Source organism: Anoxynatronum sibiricum (genome assembly GCF_039414295.1).
Classification (GTDB): domain Bacteria; phylum Bacillota; class Clostridia; order Peptostreptococcales; family Tindalliaceae; genus Anoxynatronum; species Anoxynatronum sibiricum.
Genome location: NZ_JBCITM010000029.1, coordinates 14,291 through 30,488, shown reverse-complemented (window position 1 = coordinate 30,488; position 16,198 = coordinate 14,291). Strand labels below are relative to the sequence as shown.

Annotated in this window: 33 protein-coding genes; all 33 read left to right on the top strand. The window is 47.0% G+C overall.

Annotation, left to right across the window (positions count from 1 at the left end; genetic code table 11):
- Positions 1-128 (top strand): EF-Tu C-terminal domain-related protein (locus AAIG11_RS17060; RefSeq protein ID WP_484477167.1); only part of this gene is annotated, 128 nt, incomplete at its 5' end.
- Between the two features lie 362 nt (positions 129-490).
- Positions 491-805: a 30S ribosomal protein S10 gene (gene rpsJ / locus AAIG11_RS17055; protein ID WP_283410676.1), complete on the top strand. Its 315-nt coding sequence runs from the start codon at positions 491-493 to the stop codon at positions 803-805.
- Between the two features lie 97 nt (positions 806-902).
- Positions 903-1,538: a 50S ribosomal protein L3 gene (gene rplC, locus AAIG11_RS17050; RefSeq protein WP_343187431.1), complete on the top strand. Its 636-nt coding sequence runs from the start codon at positions 903-905 to the stop codon at positions 1,536-1,538.
- Positions 1,539-1,558: 20 nt separating this feature from the next.
- Positions 1,559-2,182, top strand: coding sequence for a 50S ribosomal protein L4 (rplD, locus tag AAIG11_RS17045; RefSeq protein ID WP_343187430.1), 624 nt, complete (start codon positions 1,559-1,561; stop codon positions 2,180-2,182).
- Positions 2,182-2,472, top strand: coding sequence for a 50S ribosomal protein L23 (rplW, locus tag AAIG11_RS17040; protein ID WP_343187429.1), 291 nt, complete (start codon positions 2,182-2,184; stop codon positions 2,470-2,472). The genes rplD and rplW overlap by 1 nt, the downstream gene beginning before the upstream one ends.
- A gap of 28 nt (positions 2,473-2,500) precedes the next feature.
- The gene (gene rplB / locus AAIG11_RS17035) at positions 2,501-3,331 is read left to right on the top strand and encodes a 50S ribosomal protein L2 (RefSeq protein ID WP_343187428.1); all 831 of its coding nucleotides are present in this window, start codon (positions 2,501-2,503) and stop codon (positions 3,329-3,331) included.
- Between the two features lie 39 nt (positions 3,332-3,370).
- Entirely contained in the window at positions 3,371-3,652 is a 282-nt protein-coding gene (gene rpsS, locus AAIG11_RS17030) for a 30S ribosomal protein S19 (RefSeq protein WP_283410672.1), read from the top strand.
- 34 nt (positions 3,653-3,686) lie between these two features.
- Positions 3,687-4,034 carry a 50S ribosomal protein L22 gene (gene rplV / locus AAIG11_RS17025; RefSeq protein WP_283410671.1) on the top strand — a complete coding sequence of 116 codons (348 nt, stop codon included), beginning with the start codon at positions 3,687-3,689 and terminating at the stop codon, positions 4,032-4,034.
- A 1-nt stretch (position 4,035) separates the two neighbouring features.
- A complete protein-coding gene (gene rpsC, locus AAIG11_RS17020) occupies positions 4,036-4,707 on the top strand; it encodes a 30S ribosomal protein S3 (RefSeq protein WP_343187427.1) in 672 nt (223 codons plus the stop codon).
- A 67-nt stretch (positions 4,708-4,774) separates the two neighbouring features.
- Positions 4,775-5,218 carry a 50S ribosomal protein L16 gene (rplP, locus tag AAIG11_RS17015; RefSeq protein WP_283410669.1) on the top strand — a complete coding sequence of 148 codons (444 nt, stop codon included), beginning with the start codon at positions 4,775-4,777 and terminating at the stop codon, positions 5,216-5,218.
- Positions 5,208-5,405, top strand: coding sequence for a 50S ribosomal protein L29 (gene rpmC, locus AAIG11_RS17010; protein WP_283410668.1), 198 nt, complete (start codon positions 5,208-5,210; stop codon positions 5,403-5,405). The genes rplP and rpmC overlap by 11 nt, the downstream gene beginning before the upstream one ends.
- Positions 5,406-5,451: 46 nt before the next feature.
- Positions 5,452-5,706, top strand: coding sequence for a 30S ribosomal protein S17 (gene rpsQ, locus AAIG11_RS17005; protein WP_343187426.1), 255 nt, complete (start codon positions 5,452-5,454; stop codon positions 5,704-5,706).
- Between the two features lie 26 nt (positions 5,707-5,732).
- Positions 5,733-6,101: a 50S ribosomal protein L14 gene (gene rplN / locus AAIG11_RS17000; protein WP_343187425.1), complete on the top strand. Its 369-nt coding sequence runs from the start codon at positions 5,733-5,735 to the stop codon at positions 6,099-6,101.
- A gap of 15 nt (positions 6,102-6,116) precedes the next feature.
- Entirely contained in the window at positions 6,117-6,428 is a 312-nt protein-coding gene (gene rplX, locus AAIG11_RS16995) for a 50S ribosomal protein L24 (RefSeq protein ID WP_283410665.1), read from the top strand.
- A gap of 29 nt (positions 6,429-6,457) precedes the next feature.
- Positions 6,458-6,997, top strand: a complete 540-nt coding sequence (rplE, locus tag AAIG11_RS16990; protein WP_343187424.1) for a 50S ribosomal protein L5 — start codon at positions 6,458-6,460, stop codon at positions 6,995-6,997.
- A gap of 22 nt (positions 6,998-7,019) precedes the next feature.
- Positions 7,020-7,205 (top strand): type Z 30S ribosomal protein S14, encoded by a 186-nt coding sequence (locus AAIG11_RS16985; RefSeq protein WP_283410663.1) that lies wholly within the window; start codon positions 7,020-7,022, stop codon positions 7,203-7,205.
- A 21-nt stretch (positions 7,206-7,226) separates the two neighbouring features.
- Positions 7,227-7,625: a 30S ribosomal protein S8 gene (gene rpsH / locus AAIG11_RS16980; protein ID WP_283410662.1), complete on the top strand. Its 399-nt coding sequence runs from the start codon at positions 7,227-7,229 to the stop codon at positions 7,623-7,625.
- Between the two features lie 29 nt (positions 7,626-7,654).
- Positions 7,655-8,194 carry a 50S ribosomal protein L6 gene (gene rplF, locus AAIG11_RS16975; RefSeq protein ID WP_343187423.1) on the top strand — a complete coding sequence of 180 codons (540 nt, stop codon included), beginning with the start codon at positions 7,655-7,657 and terminating at the stop codon, positions 8,192-8,194.
- A gap of 22 nt (positions 8,195-8,216) precedes the next feature.
- Entirely contained in the window at positions 8,217-8,585 is a 369-nt protein-coding gene (gene rplR, locus AAIG11_RS16970; protein ID WP_283410660.1) for a 50S ribosomal protein L18, read from the top strand.
- A 15-nt stretch (positions 8,586-8,600) separates the two neighbouring features.
- Positions 8,601-9,107, top strand: a complete 507-nt coding sequence (gene rpsE, locus AAIG11_RS16965) for a 30S ribosomal protein S5 (protein WP_283410659.1) — start codon at positions 8,601-8,603, stop codon at positions 9,105-9,107.
- A gap of 12 nt (positions 9,108-9,119) precedes the next feature.
- Positions 9,120-9,299: a 50S ribosomal protein L30 gene (gene rpmD / locus AAIG11_RS16960; RefSeq protein WP_283410658.1), complete on the top strand. Its 180-nt coding sequence runs from the start codon at positions 9,120-9,122 to the stop codon at positions 9,297-9,299.
- 17 nt (positions 9,300-9,316) lie between these two features.
- On the top strand, positions 9,317-9,760 hold the full coding sequence (gene rplO / locus AAIG11_RS16955; protein WP_343187422.1) for a 50S ribosomal protein L15: 444 nt from the start codon (positions 9,317-9,319) through the stop codon (positions 9,758-9,760).
- 51 nt (positions 9,761-9,811) lie between these two features.
- Positions 9,812-11,035 carry a preprotein translocase subunit SecY gene (gene secY, locus AAIG11_RS16950; protein WP_343187421.1) on the top strand — a complete coding sequence of 408 codons (1,224 nt, stop codon included), beginning with the start codon at positions 9,812-9,814 and terminating at the stop codon, positions 11,033-11,035.
- A 45-nt stretch (positions 11,036-11,080) separates the two neighbouring features.
- Complete coding sequence (locus AAIG11_RS16945; RefSeq protein WP_343187420.1) at positions 11,081-11,728, top strand: adenylate kinase; 648 nt, start codon at positions 11,081-11,083, stop codon at positions 11,726-11,728.
- A 2-nt stretch (positions 11,729-11,730) separates the two neighbouring features.
- Entirely contained in the window at positions 11,731-12,486 is a 756-nt protein-coding gene (gene map, locus AAIG11_RS16940) for a type I methionyl aminopeptidase (RefSeq protein WP_343187419.1), read from the top strand.
- Positions 12,487-12,498: 12 nt separating this feature from the next.
- A complete protein-coding gene (locus tag AAIG11_RS16935; RefSeq protein WP_283410653.1) occupies positions 12,499-12,795 on the top strand; it encodes a KOW domain-containing RNA-binding protein in 297 nt (98 codons plus the stop codon).
- A gap of 7 nt (positions 12,796-12,802) precedes the next feature.
- Positions 12,803-13,021 carry a translation initiation factor IF-1 gene (gene infA / locus AAIG11_RS16930; RefSeq protein ID WP_283410652.1) on the top strand — a complete coding sequence of 73 codons (219 nt, stop codon included), beginning with the start codon at positions 12,803-12,805 and terminating at the stop codon, positions 13,019-13,021.
- A 42-nt stretch (positions 13,022-13,063) separates the two neighbouring features.
- Complete coding sequence (gene rpmJ, locus AAIG11_RS16925) at positions 13,064-13,177, top strand: 50S ribosomal protein L36 (protein ID WP_283410651.1); 114 nt, start codon at positions 13,064-13,066, stop codon at positions 13,175-13,177.
- A 141-nt stretch (positions 13,178-13,318) separates the two neighbouring features.
- Complete coding sequence (gene rpsM, locus AAIG11_RS16920; RefSeq protein WP_283410650.1) at positions 13,319-13,690, top strand: 30S ribosomal protein S13; 372 nt, start codon at positions 13,319-13,321, stop codon at positions 13,688-13,690.
- A gap of 22 nt (positions 13,691-13,712) precedes the next feature.
- Entirely contained in the window at positions 13,713-14,111 is a 399-nt protein-coding gene (gene rpsK, locus AAIG11_RS16915) for a 30S ribosomal protein S11 (RefSeq protein ID WP_283410649.1), read from the top strand.
- Between the two features lie 28 nt (positions 14,112-14,139).
- Positions 14,140-14,763 carry a 30S ribosomal protein S4 gene (gene rpsD / locus AAIG11_RS16910; protein ID WP_343187418.1) on the top strand — a complete coding sequence of 208 codons (624 nt, stop codon included), beginning with the start codon at positions 14,140-14,142 and terminating at the stop codon, positions 14,761-14,763.
- 72 nt (positions 14,764-14,835) lie between these two features.
- Positions 14,836-15,783: a DNA-directed RNA polymerase subunit alpha gene (locus AAIG11_RS16905; RefSeq protein ID WP_343187417.1), complete on the top strand. Its 948-nt coding sequence runs from the start codon at positions 14,836-14,838 to the stop codon at positions 15,781-15,783.
- A gap of 43 nt (positions 15,784-15,826) precedes the next feature.
- Entirely contained in the window at positions 15,827-16,168 is a 342-nt protein-coding gene (gene rplQ / locus AAIG11_RS16900; protein WP_283410646.1) for a 50S ribosomal protein L17, read from the top strand.
- Positions 16,169-16,198: the final 30 nt, after the last annotated feature.

Sequence of the window (16,198 nt, the reverse complement as noted above, 5' to 3'; positions counted from 1 at the left end):
CTGGTGACAACATCACCATGGACATCGAACTGATCAGCCCCATCGCCACCGAAGAAGGCCTGCGATTTGCCATTCGCGAAGGCGGCCGAACAGTAGGTGCCGGTGTTGTCGCTCAGATCATCGAGTAATTGCTGTAGCCGATCACGATGTGAAGCAGCTTAGGGGACCAGGCAAAAGCCTGGTCCTTTTTTACCTTAATTTCAGATGATGGGCAGGCGCACAAAAAAAGAAGTTAATAAAGTTGGTTTTTGCAGAAAAAAACAGTCAAATCATCTTGCTTTTCTTGCAATTGTATTATAAAATACTTAAGTGTCCCATTTTATGCGATGAAGCGGAAGGTGGCCTTTCGAAGGGGAATTTCCGTGGAGAATGTCGGATCTAAGAATCAGGCGACTGGATAGAAATGTTTCGGATTTAAAAAAATGCAACACACCCGGAGCAGTGTTCATGTCCTGTCGCACGAAAACGTGCGAATGGAGGAGGTTAGCAAATGGCTAAAGCAAAACAAAAAATCAGAATCAGATTGAAGGCGTATGATCACAAGGTGCTGGACCAATCGGCAGAAAAGATTGTCGACACTGCTAAAAGAAGTGGTGCCGATGTGTCAGGGCCAATCCCCCTGCCTACTGAAAAGCAGATCGTTACCATCCTGCGATCGGTACACAAACACAAAGATTCCAGAGAGCAGTTCGAAATGCGCACTCACAAACGTTTGATTGACATTCTGAGCCCCACACCCAAGACGGTCGATTCACTTATGAAACTGGATTTGCCAGCGGGCGTGGATATTGAAATCAAGTTATAGGAAAGCAGCGATTGTTTGATCGATCTTTCATAGAAGATCAATCTTAGTATGATTGCTGACGCAATCCGCTGTAAGATTAACAGGAGGTGTTTTGAACATGAAAGGATTAATGGGTAGAAAAGTTGGTATGACCCAGGTGTTTGACGAACTAGGGAACGTGATCCCGGTGACTGTCATCGCTGTCGAAACCAACCAGGTCACACAGATTAAAACAAAAGAAAAAGAAGGCTATACTGCGGTTCAAATAGCTTTCAGCACTACCAAAGAGAATCGCACCATTAAACCGGCCAAGGGTCACTTTGATAAAGCAGGCGTTGGTTACCGCAAGTACCTGCGTGAAATCAAAGTGAAAGATCCGTCTGGCTATCAGGTTGGGCAGGAACTAAATGCCGATGTCTTTGTGGCGGGCGACAAGGTTGACATTACCGGCACTTCAAAAGGTAAAGGCTTCCAAGGTGTTATCAAACGCCACAACCAAAGCCGCGGTCCCATGTCCCACGGTTCTCACTATCACAGAAATCCAGGTTCCATGGGAGGATCTTCTTCCCCCAGCCGCGTATTTAAAGGTAAAAAGCTACCAGGACAAATGGGTTCTGTACGCGTGACGATGCAAAATCTGGAAGTGGTTCGAGTCGATGCTGAAAGAAACGCCATTCTGGTTAAAGGCGCCGTTCCCGGTCCCAAAAAAGGCATGGTATTCGTTAAAGAAGCTCGAAAAACTCAGGAAAAATAGGTTGGAAAGGAGGAGCTTAAATGCCTACAGTACCCGTTTACAATGTATCTGGAGAAAAAGTCAGTGAAATTCAGCTGAACGACAGCATTTTCGGCGTAGAGATTAACACGCATGTCATGCATGCTGTTGTTAAGAATCAGCTAGCCAATAAGCGACAAGGAACACAGTCTGCCAAAACCCGTGCAGAAGTAAGAGGCGGCGGCAGAAAGCCATGGCGTCAAAAGGGAACCGGTCGTGCCCGTCATGGGTCCAGCCGCTCACCTATCTGGGTTGGTGGAGGAACTGTTTTTGCACCCAAGCCCAGGGATCACAGCTATAAGCTGCCCAAAAAGGTGAGACGTTTAGCGCTGAAATCGGCACTGTCGTCAAAAGTGCTCAGCGAAACGCTGATTGTTTTGGATGATCTGCAAATGACACAACCCAAAACAAAAGAAATGACCAACATCCTTAAGAACCTTAAAGTTGACGGCAAAGCGCTCATCGTCATGGAGCAGGTGAATGACAGTGTGATTCGTTCAGCCAGAAATATTCCCGGCATACAGACAACACTGGTGAATACGCTGAATGTTTACGACATTCTGAAGTATGACCGCTTCATCATCACCAGAAATGCCGTTGAGAAAGTGGAGGAGGTGTACGCATAATGTTTGATCCGTACAGCGTGATTTTAAGACCTCTGGTCACTGAGCAGAGCATGAGCGGCCTGGCTGATAAAAAATACGCCTTCGTGGTTCGCAAAAATGCCAACAAGACCGAGATTAAAAATGCCATCGAAAAGATTTTTTCGGTGAAGGTTGACAGCGTTAACACCATGAACATGAAAGGCAAAACCAAAAGAATGGGCCGCCACGTTGGCAAACGCCCAGACTGGAAAAAAGCCATTGTTCAACTGACAGCAGAAAGCAAAGAAATTGAATTCTTTGAAGGCATGTAATTAACGGCTTTGTGGAGGAGGTAAAGTTATGGCGATAAAAAAATACAAACCCACTTCCCCGGCCAGAAGACATATGTCCGTATCCACCTTTGAGGAGCTTTCAAAAGTAGAACCGGAAAAATCTCTTCTGGCACCCCTGAAAAAGAGTGGGGGAAGAAATGCACAGGGTAAAATCACGGTTCGCCATCGCGGTGGCGGTGCCATGAGAAAATACAGAATCATTGATTTTAAAAGAAACAAAGATGGTGTGCCGGCAAAAGTGGCAACCATAGAGTATGATCCCAATCGCAGTGCCAACATTGCGCTGCTACATTATGCGGATGGTGACAAGCGTTACATTCTGGCTCCAAACCACTTGAAAGTGGGCGATAAAGTTGAGTCAGGTGAAGGTGCCGATATTAAAGTAGGCAATGCGCTGCCGTTGAAAAGCATTCCCGTCGGTACTGTGGTGCACAACATTGAAATGAAACCCGGAAAAGGCGGACAGATTGCCCGTGCTGCCGGAAACTCAGCTCAGTTGATGGCAAAAGAAGGAAAATACGCGCTGTTGCGTTTACCTTCCGGAGAAATCCGCTACATCCTGATTGAGTGTCGTGCAACCATCGGTCAGGTGGGCAACCTTGATCATGAGAATATCAGCATCGGTAAAGCAGGACGTACCAGGCACATGGGTATTCGTCCAACGGTGCGTGGTTCTGCCATGAACCCCAATGACCATCCTCACGGTGGTGGTGAAGGTCGAGCACCCATTGGACGTCCAGGGCCGGTAACTCCTTGGGGAAAACCAGCTTTGGGATACAAAACCCGCCAAAAGAACAAAGCATCTGACAAGATGATTGTCAAACGACGCAAGAAGTAAGCAGGGCGTACGTTAAAGCTGCCGAAGGGAGGAACAAGAATGAGCAGATCTTCAAAAAAAGGACCTTTTGTCCATGAAAAACTGTTGAAAAAAATTGAAGAGATGAACGATGGCGGATCCAAAAAAGTAATCAAAACATGGTCCCGGGCATCCACCATCTTTCCACAAATGATCGGACACACCATTGCGGTGCATGATGGACGCAAACACATCCCCGTGTACATAACGGAGGATATGGTCGGGCATAAGCTGGGAGAATTTGCATTGACACGTACCTACCGTGGCCATGACGATTCCGAAAAAAGCAGCAAACGGAAATAGATAAACTGAAAGCGACGAAAGGAGGTTTATGGCTATGGAAGCAAAAGCAGTAGCCAGACATGTACGCATTGCTCCGAGAAAAGCGAAGCTGGTTGCCGATCTGATCAGAGGCAAAAAAGTAGATGAAGCATTGGCCATTTTGAAGTTTACCCCCCGTGGTGCTTCACCGGTCATTGAAAAAATTGTAAAATCTGCCATTGCCAATGCAGAAAACAACCATCAGATGAATAAAGACAGCTTGTATGTGGCAGAAATTTATGCAAACCAGGGCCCCACGCTGAAGCGTTTCAGACCCCGCGCTCAGGGAAGGGCTTCACAGATCCTGAAACGAACCAGCCATATTGGTGTCGTATTACGGGAAAAACCGGGTAAGGAGGGATAGAATGGGTCAAAAGGTAAATCCTCATGGGTTACGAGTTGGCATTATTAAAGACTGGGATAGCAAATGGTATGCCAACAAAAAAGATTTTGGCGACATTCTGATTGAAGACTGCAACATTCGAAAATATGTCAAAGACAAGCTGTTTACTTCAGGCGTGTCAAAGATTGAAATTGAACGAGCAGCCAACAATCGGGTGAAAGTTAACATTCATACAGCAAAACCGGGCATGGTCATCGGCAAAGGTGGACAGGGTGTTGAAGAACTTCGCAAAGACCTGGAAAAAATGACAGGAAAAAACACGCTGATCAACGTGGTAGAAATCAAGTACCCAGAAATCGATGCACAGCTTGTTGCTGAAAACATTGCGTTATCACTTGAGCGTCGTGTTGCTTTCCGCCGAGCCATGAAACAGGCAATGCAACGGGCATTCCGCGCTGGTGCTAAAGGTGTTAAGGTTGCAACTGCAGGCCGTTTAGGCGGTGCTGAGATTGCTCGTACCGAAGGCTATAATCAAGGAAATGTGCCGCTGCACACATTGCGGGCAGACATTGATTATGGGTTCCATGAAGCCACTACCACCTATGGAAAACTGGGTGTAAAAGTCTGGATCTACAAGGGTGAGATACTTCCTGAAAAGAAAACAGACAAAAAAAAGGAAGCTGCGGCTCAATAACTGACGCAGCGTCATCATGATACAGGTGTCAGCCTGAGCAACATGTGACAGGAAGGAGGAATCGTGCATGTTAATGCCTAAACGTGTTAAACGCCGCCGTGTTTTCCGGGGTAAAATGGAAGGCCGCGCGATGAAAGGAAATACAGTCTCATACGGTGATTTTGGCCTGATGGCAACTGAAGCCTCATGGATCACCTCTAATCAGATTGAAGCAGCACGTATTGCCATGACCCGATCCATCAAACGTGGTGGTAAGGTATGGATCAAAATTTTCCCACATAAGCCGGTAACCAAGAAGCCAGCTGAAACCCGCATGGGTGCTGGTAAAGGTGCTCCCGAGTTTTGGGTTGCAGTTGTTAAGCCAGGCCGGGTAATGTTTGAAATTGCCGGTGTGTCTGAAGAAAAAGCCCGGGAAGCAATGCGTCTGGCAATGCATAAATTGCCCGTGAAATGCAAAGTTGTTTCCAGAAGAGAATTAGAAGGAATAGGTGGTGAAGCTGATGAAAGCTAATGCTTTGAAAGATATGACAAGTGCAGAATTGACACAGAAACTGACCGATCATAAAGGTGAACTGTTTAACCTGCGCTTTCAGTTAGCAACCGGTCAGCTGGAAAACCCTTTGCGGATCCGCCATGTCAAAAGAGATATTGCACGTGTGAAAACTGTTTTGCGTGAGCGTGAAATCAACGAAGGATAGTCCGCTTTGATCCCATACGGAGTTTACGTGAAAGGAGGCCCTTGTCTTGGAAAGAAAAGCCAGAAAAACAAGAGTCGGTATGGTTACCAGCGATAAAATGGATAAGACCATTGTCGTATCCGTTGTGAATAAGGAAAGACATCCGCTGTACGGAAAAGCAGTGAAGCGGACCAAAAAATTCAAAGCCCATGACGAACTGAACCAGTGTCAAGCTGGTGATCGCGTTCGAATCATGGAAACCAGACCACTGTCAAAAGATAAAAGATGGCGGTTGGTTCAAATCATCGAAAAAGCGAAGTAAGACTTACATTGGAAGGAGGGGCCGCAATGATTCAACAGGAATCCAGGCTGAAAGCTGCTGACAACTCAGGTGCAAAGGAACTGCTTTGCATTCGTGTGCTTGGCGGTACCAGAAGAAGATATGCAAGAATTGGTGACATTATTGTTTGTTCTGTTAAAAGCGCAACACCCGGCGGAGTTGTCAAAAAAGGAACAGTTGTTAAAGCTGTGGTTGTTCGCACCAATGCCACTGTACGTCGTAAAGACGGAACTCATATCCGCTTTGACGAGAATGCGGCAGTCATTATCAAAGACGATAAACAACCTGTGGGAACCCGTATTTTCGGACCCGTGGCCAGAGAACTTCGGGACAAGGAATTCATGAAAATTGTCTCGCTGGCACCGGAAGTATTATAAAAGGAGGTGTGCTGCATGCGAGTAAAAAAAGGAGACACCGTTGTGGTGATCGCCGGTAAGGATAAGGGCAAAAAAGGCCAGATTCTCCAAGTGTTCCCCAAAGAGCAACGGGTTATCGTTGAAGGTGTCAACATGGTTAAAAAGCACCAGAAAGCGACTCAAAAAATCCAGCAGGGTGGCATTGTTACCCAAGAAGCTCCCGTTCATGTATCAAACGTCATGTATTTTGAAAAGAAAGCCAATCAAGGTGTTCGGGTTGGATTCAAAATGCTCAATAGCGGCGAAAAAGTGCGTGTAAGCAAAAAAACTGGAGAAGTACTTGATTAATTTGATGGAGAAGGGAGGTACGACCACCGATGGCAAGATTGAAAGAAAAGTATAACACTGAAGTTGCTGTTGCGATGAAAGAGAAATTTCAATATAAATCAGTCATGGAAATTCCAAGACTTGAAAAGATTGTCGTCAACATGGGGCTTGGCGATGCAAAAGACAATGCCAAAGCGCTGGAGTCGGCAGTCGGTGAACTGACACTCATCGTTGGACAAAAACCCGTTGTCACCCGGGCAAAAAAATCAGTTTCAAACTTTAAAGTGCGTGAAGGAATGCCGGTGGGAGCAAAAGTAACCCTGAGGGGCCAGAAGATGTATGAGTTTGCTGATCGCCTGATGAACATTGCCCTTCCCCGCGTACGAGATTTCAGAGGTGTTAGTGCAAAAGCGTTTGACGGACGGGGAAACTACTCACTGGGAATCAAAGAGCATCTGATCTTCCCGGAAATTGACTATGATAAAGTGGAAACCACACGCGGCATGGATATTATCTTTGTCACCACATCCAAAACGGATGAGGAGTGTCGTGAACTACTTCGATTAATGGGTATGCCGTTTGCAAAGTAGTAATTAAAGGAGGGACAAGCCGGTGGCTAAAACATCGCTTAAAGTAAAGCAATCGAGACAACCGAAATATTCCACACGTGCCTATACACGTTGCAAGCGTTGCGGAAGACCGCACGCAGTACTACGCAAGTTCGGCATTTGTCGGATTTGTTTCAGAGAACTGGCATACAAAGGACAAATACCAGGGGTTCGCAAGGCCAGCTGGTAAACCAGGAAGGAGGGTAATGCCATGACAATGACTGATCCATTGGCGGATATGCTGACAAGAGTCAGAAATGCGAGTGCAGTAAAGCATGAATCGGTAGATGTTCCTGCTTCCAACATCAAAAAGGAAGTTGCGCGTATTTTGCTGGCGGAAGGCTTCATCAAAAGCTTTGATGTCATCGAAGACGGCAAACAGGGAATCATCCGCATTCAGTTGAAATACAGTCGTGAAAACGAAAAAGTCATCACCGGCATCAAGCGAATTTCAAAACCGGGACTCCGGGTGTATGCCAACAAAGATGACGTTCCCAAAGTACTTGGAGGCCTGGGTGTTGCCATTATCTCAACATCAAAAGGTCTGATTACTGACAAACAAGCCAGAGAGCAAGGTGTAGGCGGCGAAGTCATCGCTTACGTCTGGTAATCTCCGGCGATCGAACAGGAGGTGGAAGCATGTCCAGAATTGGAAAAAAACCAATTGATTTGCCACAGGGTGTTGAGATTAAAATCGACGAAAAGAACCTGGTAACGGTTAAAGGACCTATGGGAACACTTTCCCAGCAAATCAGCAAAGAGATTTCGGTCGAAGTGGCAGATGGTGTCGTTACTATTACCCGGCCCTCCGATCTTAAAAAACATAAATCCCTGCATGGCCTTTCGCGGTCACTGGTGGCCAACATGGTTGAAGGTGTCACTAAAGGATTTGAAAAGAAGCTGGAGATCGTTGGTGTTGGTTACCGTGCCAACAAGCAGGGCAGCCAGGTTGTTTTGAGCCTCGGCTATTCTCATCCCGTTGAGTTAACAGAGCCAGAAGGGATTACACTTGATGTGCCTTCTCAAACAGAAATTATTGTTAAAGGAATTGATAAGCAACTGGTGGGCAACTATGCCGCTAAAATCAGAGCTTACCGCAAGCCTGAGCCATACAAAGGCAAAGGTGTTCGATATGCCGGCGAAATCATTCGTCGTAAAGAAGGAAAAACCGGCAAATAGTCAATGAAAGGGGTGTCACACGTTGCTTAAGAAGCCCAGTAAAAATAGCTTACGTTTAAAAAGGCATATGCGCCTGCGCAACAAAGTTGCCGGTACAGCACAACGGCCTAGATTAAATGTTTATCGCAGCCTGAGCCACATTTATGCACAGGTAATTGATGATGCAAGAGGTATCACACTGGTATCCGCCTCTTCCATGGAGCAACCGGTAAAAGGACAGGTGAAGTCCACGGGTTCCAAAGAAGCAGCAGCAATTGTCGGAAAGCTGGTGGCAGAGCGCGCCAAAGAAAAAGGCATTGAGACCGTTACCTTTGACCGTGGCGGTTACATCTATCATGGACGGGTGCAAGCCCTCGCCGAAGGCGCACGGGAATCCGGTCTGAAGTTTTAGGAGGGAGGGAAAACCATGCAGAAAGTTCGAATTGATGCTTCACAACTTGACATTAAAGAGCAAGTTGTTGATATTAGACGCGTCACCAAAGTTGTCAAAGGTGGTCGGAACTTCCGTTTCGCAGCCATTGTTGTCGTCGGTGACGAAAACGGTCGCGTAGGCATTGGATCCGGTAAAGCAATGGAAATTCCGGATGCCATTCGAAAAGGCATTGAAGATGCCAAGAAGAACATGATTCAGGTGCCAATTCTGGGAACCACCATACCCCACGAAGTCAAAGGCCACTTTGGTGCAGGCAGAGTCTTAATCATGCCTGCGGTTGAAGGTACCGGAATCATTGCCGGCGGCCCGGTACGTGCAGTACTGGAACTGGCTGGACTCAAAGACGTTCGAGCCAAATCCCTGGGATCAAACAATTCCCGCAACATGGTAAATGCGACCATGGCAGGATTAAAACAGCTGAAGCGGGCTGAAGACGTCGCTCGTCTGCGGGGTAAAACCGTAGAAGAAATTATGGGTTAGGAGTGAAACATCATGGCGACAGTGAGAATTAAACTGACCAAAAGCCTGATCGGAAGACTGCCCAAGCAGCGTAAAACCGTGGCGGCCCTTGGCCTGAAAAAGATTGGGCAATCAGTGGAAAAAGAAATGACCCCATCTTTGAATGGGATGATAGAAGTTATTAAGCACATGGTTCAAGTGGAAGAGATTTAAGCACAGGAGGTGTGACCATGAAACTGCATGAACTCAGACCTGCCAAAGGCAGTGTTCATAAAACCAAGCGTAAAGGCCGGGGAACCGGATCAGGACTTGGAAAAAGTGCCGGCCGAGGCGGCGACGGACAGCGTTCCCGTAGCGGCGGCGGCGTTCGTATTGGATTTGAGGGTGGACAAATGCCCTTGGCAAGACGAATTCCCAAAAGAGGCTTTACAAACATCTTCAAAAAACAGTACAATCTCATCAATGTGGACGAGCTCAACCGCTTTGAAGATCAGACAGAAGTGAGTGCTGAGTTACTGAAAGAAATTGGCGCCATCAAAAAAATCGAAAAAGACGGATTGAAAGTGCTTGGCGATGGCGAACTGACAAAAAAAGTGACGGTAAAAGCTGCTAAATTTACCAAATCCGCCATTGAGAAGATCGAAAATGCCGGCGGAAAGGCTGAGGTGATTTAATTGCTCGCTACCCTGAGAAATGCCTGGAAAATCCCGGACCTGCGCAAAAAAATGACATTTACCATGCTGATGCTGATGATCTTCCGCCTCGGGGCAGTTATTCCGGTGCCAGGTGTGAACATTGACTATGTTCGAGATATCGTTCAGAATGCAGGGCTCCTGTCAATGTTTGATATGTTTTCCGGCGGAGCTTTTGGAAACATGACCATCTTTGCTCTCAGTATTACTCCTTACATCACTGCTTCCATTATTATGCAACTGTTGACCATTGCAATTCCTGCACTCGAAGAGTTGTCAAAGGAAGGCGAAGAAGGAAGAAAGAAAATTGCCCAGTATATCCGTTATGGAACAGTGGTCCTTGCGTTGATCCAAGCTACTGGCATCAGTGTGGGACTGTTCCGGGGAGCCCTGATTCGGCGTGACACCTTCAGCATTATCGTGGTGATCTTAACTCTGACGGCTGGAACAGCGTTCCTCATGTGGTTAGGTGAGCAGATTACAGAGCATGGAATTGGCAATGGAATTTCCCTTCTGATTTTCACTGGTATCGTGGCAGGGATTCCTGATGGGGTGTACCGCACCTTCATGCTGACCAGACAGGGCGAAATTCACATCATTACACTTGTTATTTTTGCCATCGTGGCGATGTTCATTGTTGCAGGTGTAGTGGCTATTCAGGAAGGTCAGCGTAAGATTCCTGTACAATACGCAAAACGAGTTGTTGGCCGAAAAATGTACGGCGGACAAAGCACCCATATTCCGTTGAAGGTGAATCAGGCAGGTGTTATTCCTGTGATCTTTGCCATGTCAATTTTGGCATTTCCGCAGACCATTGCGTTCTTTGTGGGCGAAAACAGTGGATTTGCCCTTTTCATTGCCAAATGGCTTTCACCCAGCGGCAGCCCGGGGATTTACATTTATGCTCTGATGAGCGCGCTGCTGATTATCTTTTTTACTTACTTTTACACAGCGGTCACGTTTAACCCCGTTGAAATTGCATCCAATATGAAAAAAAATGGTGGTTTTATCCCTGGCATTCGCCCTGGAAAACCCACTTCCGATTACCTGGCAAAAGTGCTGAATCGCATTACACTGGCCGGCGCTGTCTTTTTAGCGACCATTGCCATGATGCCGATGATCATTCTTAATTTTACAGGCATGCCGGTATCTTTCGGAGGCACAGCCTTACTGATTGTTGTCGGGGTTGCCCTTGAAACAGTGAAGCAAATCGAAGCTCAAATGATGATGCGTCACTACCAGGGTTTCCTGAAGTAATTCCTTGTGCCTCGATTGTCAACAGACTCCATGGGAGATGATAAGATGAGACTCATTCTGCTGGGACCGCCCAATGCAGGAAAAGGAACACAGGCACAATCGTTGATAAACAAGTATCACATTCCACAAATTTCCACCGGTGATATCTTCCGGGCCAACATCAAACAGGAAACCCCCCTGGGTAAAGAAGCAAAAAGCTATCTGGATCAGGGGCTGCTGGTGCCCGACGAGCTGGTGGTGGCCATCGTCCAGGATCGGTTGAAGCAGGAGGATTGCCAGACGGGATTTCTGCTGGATGGCTTTCCCCGCACGGTTGTTCAGGCCGAGGCGCTGGAACGGTTTCTAAAGGAAGATGGCAGTGCCCTTAACAGGGTGATCAACATACATGTGGCCAGGGAAACTCTCATTGAGAGGGCGATTGGTCGGCGTGTGTGTCAACAGTGTGGTGCAACTTATCATGTTGTCTTTAAACCAACAGCCACCGAAGGGATCTGTGACTCCTGCGGAGGCGAAGTGATTCAACGAAAGGATGATCAGCGGGAAACGGCTGAAAAACGCATCCAGGTTTATGAGAACGAAACAGCTCCGCTCATTGAATTCTACCAATCACAGGATTTACTGGTCACCATCGATGGAGAACAGAGCATTGAAGCGGTAACAAAAGCTATATACGAAGCATTAAAGGACGCTTGATCATGATAAACATCCGATCTCGACAGGAAATTGAACAGATCAGAAAGGCCGGGGTCATTGTGGCAGAAGTCCACGACCTCATGAAACAGATGGTGCGGCCGGGAATTACCACCATAGAGCTGGACGAAGCGGCAGAAGCCCATATACGTTCCAGGGGTGGTGTGCCCGCATTTAAGGGTTACAGCGGTTTTCCAGCCTCCATCTGCAGCTCCATTAACCACCAGGTGGTTCACGGAATCCCAGGCCAAGTTCAACTTGTGGAAGGCGATATGATCAGCATTGATACAGGCGTTCAACTTAACGGATACTTTGCAGATGCTGCCAAAACCTATCCGGTGGGTACCATCAGTACCCAGACAAAACGGCTCATCGACATCACAAGGAACAGCTTTTATGAGGGAATCCGGTATGCCCGGGAAGGGTATCGATTGTCAGATATCTCCCATGCGATCCAGTCGTATGTAGAAGCAGCTGGCTTTTCGGTGGTTCGAAATTATGTGGGACATGGCATTGGGACAGCGCTGCACGAAGAACCCCAGATTCCCAATTTCGGGTTGGCGGGAAAAGGACCGAGACTTAAATCAGGCATGGTTTTGGCCATTGAGCCCATGATCAATCAGGGCACCTACCAAGTAAGCGTCATGCCTGACGGATGGACGGTCATCACTGCAGATGGCGAACGCTCTGCACATCATGAACATACCATCGCCATCACTGATGGAGAACCGGAATTGCTGACAGTGCTGAATGCCGGATAAAGAGGTGACATTGTGAAACAGGAACCACTTCAAATTGGGCAGGTAGTCAGGTCGATTCAGGGTCGGGACAAAGGAAGGTATCTGGTTGTCATCGATGTACTGGATGAAACCCACGCTTTGCTGGTTGACGGCAAGCTGCGAAGACTTGACAGGCCAAAGAAGAAAAAGAGCAAGCATTTCGTCTCGGCGGGCCTGATCTCCGAAGAGATTCGACAACGCATTCTGTCGGAGAAAAAAATGAACAATGCCCTGATAAGAGTTGAACTGGAAAGATTGACGGACAACGAGCCGGGGAAGAATGGAGGGTGATGGCTGCATGTCAAAGAAGGATGTCATTGAAGTAGAAGGTACCGTCAAAGAAGCATTACCGAATGCCATGTTTATTGTACAGCTGGAAAACGGTCATGAAATTTTGGCCCATATCTCCGGAAAACTCCGAATGCATTTTATCCGAATTCTTCCGGGAGATCAGGTGACTGTGGAACTGTCTCCTTATGACCTTAAGAGAGGCCGCATCACCTGGCGTAAAAAGTAACCGGCTAATCCACAAGTGAACGTTGAAGAAGGAGGGATTAGGTTGAAAGTGAGAGCTTCCGTAAAACCTATCTGTGAAAAATGTCAGGTGATTCGCCGCAGTGGGAAAGTTATGGTGATTTGCCAGAACCCCAAGCATAAACAAAAACAAGGATAACCCTATGGATTTCAGGGAGCGGCTGTCAGGTTTACCTGATTCCCTGTGCAATAGAGCGAAGGACACTTCGCAGTTATCACCGTCACATATAAATTAACGTTGAATAAACTTAAGGAACTGATTTAGGAGGTGTATTTGTTAATGGCACGTATTGCTGGTGTGGATTTACCCAGAGATAAGCGCGTTGAAATTGGACTGACCTATATTTTTGGAATCGGACGCAACACATCCAACAAAATTCTGGCAAGCTGCAACATTAACCCGGATACCCGCATTAAGGATCTGACCGAAGAAGAAGTTAGTTCACTTCGTAAGACCATTGACACCGACTACCATGTAGAAGGTGATCTGCGCCGGGAAATTGCGCTGAACATTAAACGTCTAAAAGAAATCCGATGCTATCGCGGGATCCGACACATTAAAGGATTGCCGGTGCATGGACAAAAAACCAAAACCAACGCAAGAACACGTAAAGGTCCTAAAAAGACTGTTGGACGCAAGAAGAAAAAATAGTTAAGTAAGGAGGGAAGAGCGAATGGCAAAAGCAGTACGCAAGAAAGTCAGCCGAAGAAGAAAAGAGCGCAAGAATATCGAACGTGGTCATGCACATATTCAGTCCACTTTTAATAATTCAATCATCACCTTGACAGACACCAGCGGCAATACCATTGCCTGGGCCAGTGCAGGCCAGCTGGGATTCAAAGGCTCCCGAAAATCCACTCCTTTTGCTGCCCAGATGGCAGCAGAATCTGCAGCAAAAGCAGCCATGGAACATGGGCTGAAAACTGTAGAAGTTTTTGTGCGAGGACCCGGAGCGGGCCGAGAAGCAGCCATCCGCTCACTGCAGGCAGCAGGCCTTGAAGTGAGCATGATTAAGGATGAAACACCGATTCCGCATAATGGCTGCAGACCACCAAAACGACGAAGAGTCTAATTGATATTTAAGGAGGTGTCATGAACCGATGGCAAGATATACCGAAGCTGTGTGCAGACTATGCCGCAGAGAAGGAATGAAGCTTTATTTAAAAGGCGACCGGTGCTATACCGATAAATGTGCAATCAACAAGCGCAACATGGCGCCTGGACAACATGGAACCAGCCGTAAAAAGCTGTCGAACTATGGAATCCAGCTGCGTGAAAAGCAGAAAGCCAAGCGCCATTATGGTGTTCTGGAAACTCAGTTTAGAAAGTATTATGAAATGGCTGATCACCAGAAAGGGATTACTGGTGAGAATCTGCTTCGAATCCTGGAAACAAGACTGGACAATGTGGTATTCCGACTGGGTTTTGCCGCTTCACGGGCACAGGCCAGACAACTGGTGGTCCACGGTCATTTCACGGTAAATGGCAAGAAGGTTGATATTCCTTCCTATCTGGTATCCGTAGGTGATGAAATCAAAGCATCAGAAAGATCCAAAGGCCTTCCCAAATTCAAGGCTCAGGTGGAAGAAGCAAAAGGAAACGCGCCCGAGTGGCTGTCTGCTGATCTTGAAAACCTGCAGGGGAAAGTGGTTTCCATGCCGAACCGCGAAGATATTGACCTGCCGATTTCCGAGAACCTGATTGTTGAGCTATACTCCAAATAATCCGTTAGAACGGATACTGATCCCCTCAACGAGCCAGAGTGACCAGGGAGTCAAAAGGAGGGTACGAGTCGAATGATCGAAATGGAAAAACCTAAGATTGAGATCGTGGAAGTCAGCGAGGACAACACGTATGGTAAGTTTGTTGTTGAACCGCTGGAACGCGGATATGGCACAACGCTTGGCAACTCAATGCGACGCATTATGTTGTCTTCCCTGCCGGGAGCAGCAGTGACATCTGTCCACATTGAGGGCATTCTGCATGAGTTTGACAATGTTGAAGGGGTAAAAGAAGACATCACAGAGATCATTCTGAACATTAAAGACCTTTCAATCCGGGTGCATGGAAATGAACCCAAAACCCTGCGTATCGAAGCGGAAGGCGAAGGAACTGTTACGGCAGGTGACTTGATTGCGGATGCGGATGTTGAAATACTCAATCCGGAAATGCATATTGCCACTTTGGCAGCAGGTGCACGTTTAAACATGGAAATGAATGTGTTACAGGGCAGAGGATACGTGGCGGCAGAAAGCAATAAAACGCCAGCCATGCCCATCGGCGTTATTCCGGTGGATTCCATCTTTACTCCGGTGAAGAAGGTCAGTTATACCGTGGGTAATACCCGCGTGGGTCAAATGACCGACTACGATAAACTGACCATGGAAGTATACACAGATGGCAGCATCAAACCTGAAGAAGCCCTGTCTCTTTCTGCAAAAGTCATGACGGAGCATCTGAATCTGTTCATTCACTTGACCGAGCACGTGAGTGCTGTGGAAATTATGGTGCAGAAGGAAGACGATGAAAAGGAAAAAGTGCTGGAAATGACCATTGAAGAACTGGATCTTTCCGTGCGTTCCTATAACTGTCTAAAGCGGGCAGGCATCAATACGGTGGAAGAGCTGACCCAAAAGAATGATGAAGAAATGATGAAAGTTCGCAACCTGGGCAAGAAATCTTTGGAAGAAGTTCAGAAGAAGCTGATTGCATTGGGCCTGGGTCTGAAATCCAAAGAAGAATAGTCAGGTGCATCGATTTGATACTGTATCGTAAGGAGGGAAAAGCATGGCAGCATATCGAAAGCTGGGACGTGTCAGTGCGCACCGCGACCTGATGCTCAGAAACATGGTGACAAGTTTGTTGAAACACGGCAAGATTCAAACAACTGTCACCAGAGCAAAAGAAGCCCGCAGACTGGCTGAAAAAATGATCACCCTTGGAAAACGTGGCGACCTACATGCCCGTCGACAAGCACTTGCCTTCATCACAGAAGAAACCATTGTCAAAAACCTTTTTGATGAAATTGCACCCAAGTATCAGGAGCGCAATGGCGGATATACCCGTATTTTAAGATTGGAACCGCGCAAAGGTGACGGTGCAGAAATGGTCGTATTGGAACTGGTATAAACACTAACTCGGGATTAAGTCATCATGCTT

Excerpts from the sequence above, each read along its gene's own strand:
- rpsJ (WP_283410676.1), top strand. The coding sequence starts at position 491 with ATGGCTAAAGCAAAACAAAAAATCAGAATCAGATTGAAGGCGTATGAT.
- rplC (WP_343187431.1), top strand. The coding sequence starts at position 903 with ATGAAAGGATTAATGGGTAGAAAAGTTGGTATGACCCAGGTGTTTGAC.
- rplD (WP_343187430.1), top strand. The coding sequence starts at position 1,559 with ATGCCTACAGTACCCGTTTACAATGTATCTGGAGAAAAAGTCAGTGAA.
- rplW (WP_343187429.1), top strand. The coding sequence starts at position 2,182 with ATGTTTGATCCGTACAGCGTGATTTTAAGACCTCTGGTCACTGAGCAG.
- rplB (WP_343187428.1), top strand. The coding sequence starts at position 2,501 with ATGGCGATAAAAAAATACAAACCCACTTCCCCGGCCAGAAGACATATG.
- rpsS (WP_283410672.1), top strand. The coding sequence starts at position 3,371 with ATGAGCAGATCTTCAAAAAAAGGACCTTTTGTCCATGAAAAACTGTTG.
- rplV (WP_283410671.1), top strand. The coding sequence starts at position 3,687 with ATGGAAGCAAAAGCAGTAGCCAGACATGTACGCATTGCTCCGAGAAAA.
- rpsC (WP_343187427.1), top strand. The coding sequence starts at position 4,036 with ATGGGTCAAAAGGTAAATCCTCATGGGTTACGAGTTGGCATTATTAAA.
- rplP (WP_283410669.1), top strand. The coding sequence starts at position 4,775 with ATGTTAATGCCTAAACGTGTTAAACGCCGCCGTGTTTTCCGGGGTAAA.
- rpmC (WP_283410668.1), top strand. The coding sequence starts at position 5,208 with ATGAAAGCTAATGCTTTGAAAGATATGACAAGTGCAGAATTGACACAG.
- rplN (WP_343187425.1), top strand. The coding sequence starts at position 5,733 with ATGATTCAACAGGAATCCAGGCTGAAAGCTGCTGACAACTCAGGTGCA.
- rplX (WP_283410665.1), top strand. The coding sequence starts at position 6,117 with ATGCGAGTAAAAAAAGGAGACACCGTTGTGGTGATCGCCGGTAAGGAT.
- rplE (WP_343187424.1), top strand. The coding sequence starts at position 6,458 with ATGGCAAGATTGAAAGAAAAGTATAACACTGAAGTTGCTGTTGCGATG.
- rpsH (WP_283410662.1), top strand. The coding sequence starts at position 7,227 with ATGACAATGACTGATCCATTGGCGGATATGCTGACAAGAGTCAGAAAT.
- rplF (WP_343187423.1), top strand. The coding sequence starts at position 7,655 with ATGTCCAGAATTGGAAAAAAACCAATTGATTTGCCACAGGGTGTTGAG.
- rpsE (WP_283410659.1), top strand. The coding sequence starts at position 8,601 with ATGCAGAAAGTTCGAATTGATGCTTCACAACTTGACATTAAAGAGCAA.
- rpmD (WP_283410658.1), top strand. The coding sequence starts at position 9,120 with ATGGCGACAGTGAGAATTAAACTGACCAAAAGCCTGATCGGAAGACTG.
- rplO (WP_343187422.1), top strand. The coding sequence starts at position 9,317 with ATGAAACTGCATGAACTCAGACCTGCCAAAGGCAGTGTTCATAAAACC.
- secY (WP_343187421.1), top strand. The coding sequence starts at position 9,812 with ATGACATTTACCATGCTGATGCTGATGATCTTCCGCCTCGGGGCAGTT.
- AAIG11_RS16945 (WP_343187420.1), top strand. The coding sequence starts at position 11,081 with ATGAGACTCATTCTGCTGGGACCGCCCAATGCAGGAAAAGGAACACAG.
- map (WP_343187419.1), top strand. The coding sequence starts at position 11,731 with ATGATAAACATCCGATCTCGACAGGAAATTGAACAGATCAGAAAGGCC.
- infA (WP_283410652.1), top strand. The coding sequence starts at position 12,803 with ATGTCAAAGAAGGATGTCATTGAAGTAGAAGGTACCGTCAAAGAAGCA.
- rpsM (WP_283410650.1), top strand. The coding sequence starts at position 13,319 with ATGGCACGTATTGCTGGTGTGGATTTACCCAGAGATAAGCGCGTTGAA.
- rpsK (WP_283410649.1), top strand. The coding sequence starts at position 13,713 with ATGGCAAAAGCAGTACGCAAGAAAGTCAGCCGAAGAAGAAAAGAGCGC.
- rpsD (WP_343187418.1), top strand. The coding sequence starts at position 14,140 with ATGGCAAGATATACCGAAGCTGTGTGCAGACTATGCCGCAGAGAAGGA.
- AAIG11_RS16905 (WP_343187417.1), top strand. The coding sequence starts at position 14,836 with ATGATCGAAATGGAAAAACCTAAGATTGAGATCGTGGAAGTCAGCGAG.
- rplQ (WP_283410646.1), top strand. The coding sequence starts at position 15,827 with ATGGCAGCATATCGAAAGCTGGGACGTGTCAGTGCGCACCGCGACCTG.